General features: G+C 65.4%; 3 protein-coding genes and 1 pseudogene. All 4 read right to left on the bottom strand.

Annotated elements, in window-relative coordinates:
* On the bottom strand, positions 1-5,393 hold a 5,393-nt coding region (locus RHBS_RS18080; protein WP_128646167.1), incomplete at its 3' end, for a non-ribosomal peptide synthetase.
* A gap of 53 nt (positions 5,394-5,446) precedes the next feature.
* Positions 5,447-6,589, bottom strand: a complete 1,143-nt coding sequence (locus RHBS_RS31855; RefSeq protein ID WP_306303551.1) for a condensation domain-containing protein — start codon at positions 6,587-6,589, stop codon at positions 5,447-5,449.
* A 104-nt stretch (positions 6,590-6,693) separates the two neighbouring features.
* Positions 6,694-6,834, bottom strand: a pseudogene (locus tag RHBS_RS31850) (condensation domain-containing protein); the annotation flags it as partial.
* A gap of 168 nt (positions 6,835-7,002) precedes the next feature.
* On the bottom strand, positions 7,003-10,308 hold a 3,306-nt coding region (locus tag RHBS_RS18075), incomplete at its 5' end, for an amino acid adenylation domain-containing protein (RefSeq protein WP_306303550.1).

Below are 10,308 nucleotides of genomic sequence, written 5' to 3'. Positions count from 1 at the left end.
TTGAGGAACCACATCCGCTGCTGCGCAAGGGAAAGCGGAATCCGTTCGGGCCGTTCAACAGCGACAAGCGGAACGGACGCACTACTACCGACGTGGCTCTCCATCCGCGAGGCAAGCGCGCCGACGGAACTGGCCTCGAACAATGCACGCACCGGAACCGATGCACCCAGCTCCACACCGAGCCTGGACACCACCTGCGTCGCCACCAGCGAAGTACCGCCGAGTGCGAAGAAATCGTCGTCGACACCGACCCGATCGACCCCGAGGACCTCTCCGAACACCCGGGCCACGATCTCCTCGACAGGCGTCGACGGAGCACGAAACTCCTTCGCCGCGAACACCGGATCGGGCAGACCCCGCCGATCCAACTTACCGTTGGGCGTGAGGGGCAACGCATCCAACACGACGAAGGCATCGGGAACCATGTAGCCGGTCAGGAATCCGCCCGCGAACTCTGCGAGATCAGCCGATTCCACGACGAACCCGTGCTCGGGAACCACGTAGCCGACCAACCTGTCGCCGACACGGTCGTCCGTGCGTACCTCCACCACGGCACGCGATACCGATTCGTGGCGTTCGAGCACGGCTTCGACCTCGCCGAGTTCGATACGGAAACCGCGCAACTGTACCTGGCTGTCACTACGACCTACGTAGTCCAATTCGCCGTCGACAGTCAGACGCGCCAGGTCGCCGGTGCGGTATATCCGCTCGCCGTGATCGGAGAACGGATGCGCGACGAATCGAACGGCGGACAGATCCGGTCGATTCAGATACCCCAGCGCGAGTTGCTCACCCGCGACGTACATTTCACCGACGACGCCGGGTGGCACCGGCTGCAGCCTCGAGTTCAACACGAACACACCGAGCCCGGGAATCGCGTCGCCCACCGGACTCGACACCGCGGTCGGGGTGGCCGAGAGGTGGAGCTCACGGAACGACACGTGCACCGTGGTCTCGGTGATGCCGTACATGTTCACCAGCATCGGACGCTCACCGTGGCGGGCCACCCACCGATCCAGCCGGTTGGGGTCGAGTGCCTCACCGCCGAAGATCACGTATCGCAGGGAGAGTTCTCCCGCGTCACTGTCGAGGCGACGCTCGGCATCGATCAGTTGATAGAACGCCGACGGCGTCTGGTTGAGTACCGTCACCCGTTCGCGGACGAGCAGTTCGACCATCGCATCGGGCGATCGACTGGTGAAGAAGTCCACCACCACCACTCGGCCGCCCGACAACAGCGGAGCCCACAGTTCCCAGACCGAGAAGTCGAACGCGAACGAGTGGAACATCGTCCACACGTCGGTGTTGCCGAATCGATAGAGCTCTGCCGTGTTGTCCAGCAATCGACCGACATTGCGATGCGAAATCCGCACGCCCTTGGGTGTGCCTGTCGACCCGGAGGTGTAGATGACGTAAGCCGTGTTGTTCTCACGCAGCGGCCGCAGCCGATCCGCGTCGGTGACGGGAGCCGAACTGTGCGTCGACGCCGTGGTCTCATCGATTGCGACAACCGGGATATCCGTGGCGGGAAGGGCATCGTGGTTGTCGATACCGGCCACGAGCACGACCGGACGAGCGTCGAGCATGACGAAGTCGAGCCGCTCCGCGGGGTAGGTAGCGTCGATCGGCAGATAGCCGGCACCGGACTTCAGCACCGCCAGCAACGCCACGACCAGGTCGGCAGATCTCGGAAGAGCAACCGCGACAAGAGTTTCCGGTCCTGCACCATGCGAAATGAGTTCGCGAGCGAGTCGGTTCGCGCGCGCGGACAGCTCGCCGTACGACAACGTTCTTCCCTCGAAGGTCACGGCTCCCGCTTCGGGATCCGCCAGAACCCGAGCATCGAACCGGTCACCGAGGACGGCACCGGAGGCCGTGGCCGCGGAAGGGCGGACTCGATCGAGCGCCCGCAGCCGTTCGTCACTGTCGAGAACTTCTATATCACCGACGGCTGCGGCGGGTGCTGCGGTGACAGCGCGAAGAACACGAAGGAAACGCTCCCCGAACTGCACCATCGTCGATTTTTCGAAGAGATCCGCGGCATAGGTCAGGGCGACGGTCAGCCCTGCGGACCCGGAATCGGACGGTGCGGAATCCCACAGAGTCACCTGGAGGTCGAACTTTGCCAGGTCTGCCTCGTAATCGACTGCCGAGATGGACAATCCGGGGAGTTCGACCGAGGTTCGATCCAGATTCTGGAACGTCAACATCACCTGGAACAGCGGGTGCCGTGCCTGCGACCGTACCGGGGCCAACACGTCGACCAGACGCTCGAAAGGCACGTCGGCGTGCGAGAACGCAGCGAGGTCCACCTCCCGGATCTCGCGCAGCATATCGTCGAACGACGCCCGTGGATCGACTTCGGAGCGCAGCACCAGTGTGTTGACGAACATGCCGATCACGTCGTCCAGGGCCGCGTCTCCACGGCCTGCGACCGGCGTACCGACAACGATGTCCTCGGCGGCCGCGAGCTTGGCCAGCAACACAGCCAACGCGGCCTGCACGACCATGAACGTCGTTGCGTTGTGGTCTTTTCCGAGCTTCTCCAGCGCGCGGACCAGTTCGGCGTCGATCTCGAACGTGTGCGTGCCGCCGTTGGTCGTGGCGACAACCGGGCGGGGACGGTCGGTGGGTAGCTCCAACTGGTCGGGTGCGCCGCCGAGCTGGTGCCGCCAGTAGTTCTCCTGCTCCGAGATCAGCGATTCCGGATCGTCCTCGCTACCGAGGACAGCCCTCTGCCACAGGGTGAAGTCGGCGTACTGCACCTCGAGCGGAGTCCATTGTGGCTCTTGCCCGTTGGTGCGCGCCACGTAGGCGGCCACCACGTCTCGGGTCAGCGGCCCCATCGAGAATCCGTCGGCCGCGATGTGGTGCACCACGAACGCAAGCACGTGCTCGGTCTCGGATGTCTCGAGAAGTACCGCGCGGAAGGGCAGCTGTACGGCCAGATCGAAGGGCCGGAGCGCGAACTCGAGCAGGACGGCGGGTACGTCGGCCTCGGTCGCTGCCAGTCGCTCCAGGTCCACTGCTTCCGCATCGGACTCGAGCACGCGCTGAAAACCGATGCCGTCGTGATCGGGGTAGACCGTCCGTAGCGACTCGTGCCGATCCAGTACGTCGATCAAGGCCGTCTGCAGTGCCGTGAAGTCGAGTTCACCGCTCAACGCGATGGCGACCGGGATGTTGTTGACGGCCGAGTCCGGCTCGAATCTGTTGAGGAACCACATCCGCTGCTGGGCCAGCGACAGCGGCACGCGTTCGGGCCGCTGATGCGCGACCAATGGGGGCCGCGCGTTCGTCGAGTCGGCAGAATCGACTGCAGCGGCGAGCTCGGCAACGGTCGGAGCGTCGAAGAACGCGCGGACGTCGACGGCCGAACCGCGTTCGGCGTTGACTCGCGCGATCACGCGGGTCGCGTTCAGAGAGTTGCCGCCGAGTGTGAAGAAGTCGTCGTCGACGCCGATGCGATCGATGCCGAGCACGGTCTCGAAGATCGAGACCAGTGCCGACTCGGTGTCCGTGCTCGGTGCGCGGTATTCCCGCGCCAGGGACGCGAAATCGGGCGCAGGCAGTGCTTTTCGGTCGAGTTTGCCGCTCGCGTTCAGCGGAAACTCGTCCAGGACGACGAACACCGGCGGCACCATGTACTCCGGCATGCGCCGTCGCACCGCGTCCGCGAGGCCGTCGTGATCGATATCGGGATCGGTGCTGACGACGTATCCGACGAGCTGTTGTTCCGACTGCTCGGACGAATGGAGCAGCACAGCCGCCTGAGTCACCTCGGGCTCGGCGAGCAGAGCCGATTCGATTTCGCCCAGTTCGATGCGCAGGCCACGTAGCTTGACCTGGAAGTCGGTGCGCCCGATGTACTCGATGAGGCCGTCGGCGCGTCGGCGCACCAGGTCGCCGGTGCGGTACATGCGGTCGCCCGGCTCACCGAACGGGTCGGCCACGAACCGGTCGGCGGTCAGGTCGGTGCGTCCGAGGTATCCGCGAGCGAGCTGCACCCCCGCCAGATAGAGCTCACCCTCGACTCCACGGGGCGATCGCCGCAGTCCTTCGTCGAGCACGTACAGATCGGTGTCGTCGACAGCAGCGCCGATGGGAACCGAGGCTTCTTCCACCTGCTGGGTTCGGTAGTACGTGACGTCGACGGCCGCTTCGGTGGGACCGTAGAGGTTGTGCAGTTCCGCGTTCGAGATCGAGTGGAACGCGTTGACGGTTCGCGCCGGGAGCGCCTCACCGGAAGCGAACACCATTCGGAGCGAATCAGCCTGGGCAGCAGTGGGTTCGGCGACGTACACCGAGAGCATGGACGGCACGAAGTGCGTCACACTCACGCTGCGCTCGCCGATGACGCGGGCGAGGTAGGCGGGGTCGCGGTGGCCCTCGGGCTCGGCGATCACGAGTGCGGCACCGATCTGCAACGGCCAGAAGAACTCCCACACCGATACGTCGAACGTGAACGGTGTCTTCTGCAACACGACGTCGGCAGCGCTCATCGCGTACTCGCGCTGACGCCAGGAGATGTTGGCGACGATGGCCCGGTGGCTCACCGCCACACCCTTCGGACGTCCCGTCGAACCGGAGGTGAAGATGACGTAGGCGAGGTCGTCCTCGGTCAGGGCCGCAACTCGGTCCGCGTTGGTGATCCGCCCTCCCGGCACATCGGTCAGGTCGACGTCGTCGACGAGAACGGTGACGGTGCCCGCGGGCAACTGCGGCATGTCGTTCGTGGTCGTCAGGACCAGGACCGGCTTCGCGGTGTCGAGAACGTATCCGAGTCGATCGACCGGATGATCCGGGTCCAACGGAACGTAGGCTCCGCCTGCTGCGGAGATTGCGTACATGCCCACCAGCAGATCGAACGAGCGGCGAATTGACAGTCCCACCGCGCAGTCGGGGCCCACTCCCTGTGCGATCAGTACCCGGGCGAGACGCTCGACCGACGCGGCGAACTCGGCGTAGGTGCGCGTCTCGTCGCCGAAGACGAGGGCAGGTGCGTCCGGGGTGCGCTCGGCCTGATCGGCGAACAGCGTGTACAGCGTGGTGGCTTCGGGATCGGCCGAACTCGACGTCGAATCGTCATCGCCGAGCACGGACACTGCATCGGAGACGAGGGTCGACACGACCGAGTCCAGACCACCCTCGGTGGCCTCGATGAGGCCCTCGAGAGTGTTGGACAAAACGACCGGGACGAGCGCGTCGGGGCCGAGGACGCCCCCCATGGCCGCATCGAGGGTGGTGATCTCCTCGTCCAGGCGGGCGTAGGTCAGTTCCGTACCGAGGTGCGTGAGAGCTACGCGGTCGGGTTCGACCGCCGCAACGCTGCGAACCAAGCGCGGAAGGTCCTCGACCGTCAGAGCTGCATCGCTTCGACGTCCTACCGCCATCTAACTTTTCCTCCTGATCGATCCACGTGCACAACCGGCGAACTCGGCATTCGTCACGACGACGCGATCACCGACTCCGCCCGTTCGATCAACGATGCCAGAGCGGTGGTCAGCCCCTCCGCACCGAGGGCGGGCAAGATACCCGGAATCAGTGCCGACAGCGTGACCGTCACCAGAGCCTGCGGTTTCATCGCAGAGCCCATCGTTGCCGACATCTGTGCCAGTTTGGCGTGTAGAGCAGCGAAATCGACCGTCGTCGATTCGTGTTCGATGGCCACTGCATCGGGTGCGACGGTTGCTGCCTGGGCAACCAGCTCGGGCAGATCGTCCACCGTCTTGGGCTTGGCTCGCGGTGCGAACTCCGCCTTCTCCTCGTCGGAAAGGATGTCGATGGACCGCAGCACCACATCCGGATCCGAGACGACGGCGTTCAGAATCCGCAGCAATCGATCTGCGAACGTCGCGATCGACGACTCGTCGAGGATCGCCGTTGCGTAGGTGAACGTCGCCTCGATGTCGCGTAGTGCCCCGGTGTCGTCGAATCGTTCGACGGCGGTCAGCTGCAGATCGAACTTGGCCTGGTCGTCGCCTGCAGGCAAGGCCTGCACCTGCAGACCCGGCAGCTCGAACGTTCCGGTCACGTGGTTCTGGAACGTCAGCATCGCCTGGAACAGCGGAGTGTAGGCACTCGACCGCGCCCGGCCCAGTGCGTCGACGAGCCGCTCGAACGGGACGTCCGCGTGACCGAACGCCGCCAGATCCTTGTCCTTGGCCTGCTGCAACAGCTCGACGAACGTGCCGCTCTGATCGAGTCGAGTTCGCAACACGAGCGTGTTGACGAACATGCCGACGAGCTCGTCGAGTTGCTGTTCACCGCGACCTGCAGTGGGTGTGCCGATACTGATGTCGGAGGAGTTGCTCAGCCTCGACAGCAGCACGGCGAAGGCACTGTGCACCACCATGAACGTGGTCGCAGAGTGTTCGCGAGCGATCTTCTCGATCGCCGATGCGATGTCGGTGCCGAACGAGAAGCCGTACGAGGCACCCTGCATCGTCGGGCGAGGCGGTCGCGGTCGATCCAGCGGGAGCGCCAACTGTTCCGGCGCTCCTGCCAACTCGGTCGTCCAGTACGCCAGTTGCTTCGCGAGCGGACTCTCGGGATCACTCTCGCTCCCGAGCACCTCACGCTGCCACACCGCGAAGTCCGCGTACTGGACCGGTAGCGGCGACCACGTCGCATCTCCCCCGCAACCCGAGCGGTGTAGGCCACCATGACATCGCGGATCAGCGGACCCATCGAGAAGCCGTCGGCGGCGATGTGATGTGCCACCACGGCGAGTACGTGCTCGTTCTCGGCGACTTGCAGCAACGCAGCCCGCACCGGAACCGACTCGGTGACGTCGAACCCGGCACCGAGGGTCTCGGTCAGTCGGGAGATCACCGAATCCGGTTCCACCCGCTCGGGCGTCAGGTCGACCCCCACCTCGGCGACGGAACCATCTGCTGCACCGGCCCGTCCACCGAATCGGGGTATGCCGTGCGAAGAATTTCGTGGCGTCCGAGAACGTCGTCGAATGCCCGCGCAGGGAGTCGATGTCGAGTGCGCCGGTCAGCCGGACCGCAACAGGAATGTTGTATGCCGAGGAACCGGGTCGATCCGGTTGATCGTCCACATTCTTTCCTGAGCGATCGAGAGCGGAAGCAGATCGGGGCGCTCACGAACGGTCAGCTCTCGGCGCGCACCGCCACCGACGAGCGGAGCGATGTGGGCGGCCAGGCCTGCGACAGTGGACGCCGCGAACACTGCTCGCACCGGAATCTGGGCGTCGAGCGCCTGGCCCAACCTCGAGACCAATTGGGTTGCGACCAATGAGTTTCCACCGAGCGCGAAGAAGTCGTCGTCGAGTCCGGCGCGGTCGAGACCGAGCAGTTCCGCCACGGTGGACGCGACGATCTCCTCGATCGGAGTGACCGGGGCGCGGAACTCGGCAACCTCGAACTGCGGTGCCGGAAGGGCCCGTCGATCCAGTTTCCCGTTGGCGTTGAGCGGGAGGGCATCGAGGACGACGAACGCAGCCGGAACCATGTACGACGGGACGGCGCGCGCGAGTTCGGCTTCGACACTCGCCACGTCGAGTACTGCTCCGGACTGTCCGACGACGTAGGCGACCAGCTGGTCCCCCATCGATTCGCCGGTGTGCACCACGACGGCCGTGTCGGCCACCGTTGTCTGAGTGCGCAGGGCTGCCTCGATCTCACCGAGTTCGATGCGGAACCCGCGAATCTTGACCTGGAAGTCGGCGCGCTCGATGTAGTCGAGGCGGGCCGCTGCCGGTGCGCCGTCGACGAGCGGAACCCGCCAGCGCACGAGGTCGCCCGTGCGATACATCCGCGTTCCGTTCGCGTCGAACGGATTCGCCACGAATCGTTCGGCGGTGAGGTCTGCTCGCCCGAAATATCCTCGTGCCAGTTGCGCACCGGCGAGGTAGAGCTCTCCGGTTACTCCGGCCGGAACCGGATGAAGGCGGGAGTCCAGCACGAACACGGCAGTGTTGGCCTCGGGCACGCCGATCGGCACGGCGACGGTGTCGGCATCGGTGACCGGGTGCGAGGTTACCGACACCGCTGCCTCTGTCGGACCGTACAGGTTGTGCAGCTCGGCGGAACCGTTGTGCCGCCGGAAATCCTGCGCCACCGCTGCGGGGAGTGCTTCACCGATGGCCAGGACGCGTCGCAGATCGGGTGACAGCTCGCCCGCGGCAACGGTGCCGAGCATCGACAGCATCGACGGCACCAGATGCAGCGTGGTCACCGCGTGCCGACGAATCAGCGTGAGCAGGTAATCGGGATCGCGATGCCCCTCCGGGTTCGCGACGACGAGTCGCCCACCCGAAGTCAGCTGCGACCAGAACTCCCACACCGACAGGTCGAAGGTCGCTGCGGTCTTGAGCAGAGACGCATCGGTCTCGTCGAGGCCGTACTCCGCTCGCAACCAGTTCAACTGGTTGACGACGGCACCGTGCGAGACCGCTACGCCCTTGGGCCGGCCGGTGGAGCCGGACGTGAAGATGACGTAGGCAGTGTTGTCGGCGGAGAGCACACTGCGGCGCTCGGAGGCCTCCACCGGCGCGGGCGAGCAGCTCGCGAGATCGAGCTGCGTCAGATCGACAACCGTTGCTGCAGAGGAGATCTCCGCGCCGACGGCACCGGATGTCAATACGCACAGCGGAACTGCGGTCTCCAACACGAGCGCGTTGCGCTCGGCCGGCTGATCCGGATCGATCGGGACGTAGGCACCGCCGGCCACGGAGATGGCATACATGCCGACGAGTAGATCCACCGAGCGCCGAATGGCAAGTCCCACCGGCACTTCGGGTCCGACACCCAAACCGATCAGGTGACGGGCCAGACGCGACACCCGCTCGGAGAACTCGCCGTACGTCAGCGTGCCGTCGTCGTGCACGAGTGCAACAGCGTCACCGCTACGCGCTGCCGAGTCCACGAACAGATCGGCGAGCGTGGTGCCGCCTGCGGAATCGAAGTCACGGTCGGTGTCGTTCCACTCGTCGACGATGGCGGGTAGCTCACCGTCGAGGAACAGATCGAGGTCGCCGACCGGGGTCGACGGCGACGCCGCGACAGCGTCGAGAACGGCCTCGAACCGGGCGACGAGCGAGCGAGCGGTGCGCTCGTCGAACAGATCGGTCGCGTATGTCAACAACGCATCGAAGCCGCCCGGTGCCTGGTCGTCGTGCGGGGCCTCGTCGTCGCGCGGGGCGTCGGAGACGATCAGGTGCAGGTCGAACTGCGACGTTCCGGTCTCGGTGTCCAGTGCCGAGATGTCCAGCCCGTCGAGCTCGAATTCTCGACGCGCGAAGTTCTGGAACGAGAAGCCGACCTGGAACAACGGGTGACGCGCCGTCGACCGGGCGGGGTTGACGACCTCGACGAGCCGCTCGAACGGTATGTCGGAGTTGGCGAACGCCTGCAGATCGGTCTCTCGAGCCGCGTCGAGAAGGTCTTCGAAGCTCGCTCCGCCCGCCACGTCGAGCCGCAGCACCAACGTGTTCACGAACATGCCGACAAGGTTCTCGATCTCTGCTTCACCGCGACCCGCGATGGGGGTTCCGACGACGATGTCCGGCGATCCCGACATGCGCGAGAGCAGCACGGCGAACGCCGCGTGCACCGCCATGAACACCGTCGCGTTGTGCGCACGTGCCAGTTCGGTCAGTCGAGCGTGCGCGGCTGCGTCGATCCGGAAATCGACGCGGCCGCCTCGGAAGGTCTGCTCGGCGGGACGCGGACGATCGAGCGGTAGCTCGATCTGCTCGGGCAGCTCGGCCAGAGCACTTTCCCAGTACCGAACCTGCTGCGCAGCAATCGATTCCGAGTCCTCCTCGGACCCGAGAACCCGGCGCTGCCACAGCGCGTAATCGGCGTACTGCACCGGCAGCGGTGCCCACGCCGGATCGGAGCCTCGGGTGCGTGCAGCATAGGCGGTCATGACGTCGGTGGACAACGGCATCACCGACAGACCGTCGGCGCTGATGTGGTGGATGACCATGCCGAGTACGAATTCGGTGTCCGAGACTCGGAAAAGCGCGGTCTTCAGCGGAACCTGGGTCGTGACGTCGAACGTCGCCGACAGGAGCTCCAGAACCCGAGCGGTCACCGACTCCGCGTCGGTGTCGATCACCTCGAGAGTGGTCGGCACCTCCGACATCGGCACGATCACCTGGTGCGGGCCCTCGGGTGAGTCCGGGTACACCGATCGCAGGGTCTCGTGGCGCTCGATCACGTCGGAGACGGCACGCTGCAACGCGTCGACGTCGAGACGTCCGCTGAGCCGAAGCGCGAACGGGATGTTGTACGCCGTGGACTCGGAATCGAAGCGGTTGAGGAACCACATCCG

Source organism: Rhodococcus sp. BS-15 (genome assembly GCF_000813105.1).
In the GTDB taxonomy this organism is placed as follows: Bacteria; Actinomycetota; Actinomycetes; order Mycobacteriales; family Mycobacteriaceae; genus Rhodococcoides.
This window is presented reverse-complemented; position numbering and strand designations above follow the sequence as displayed.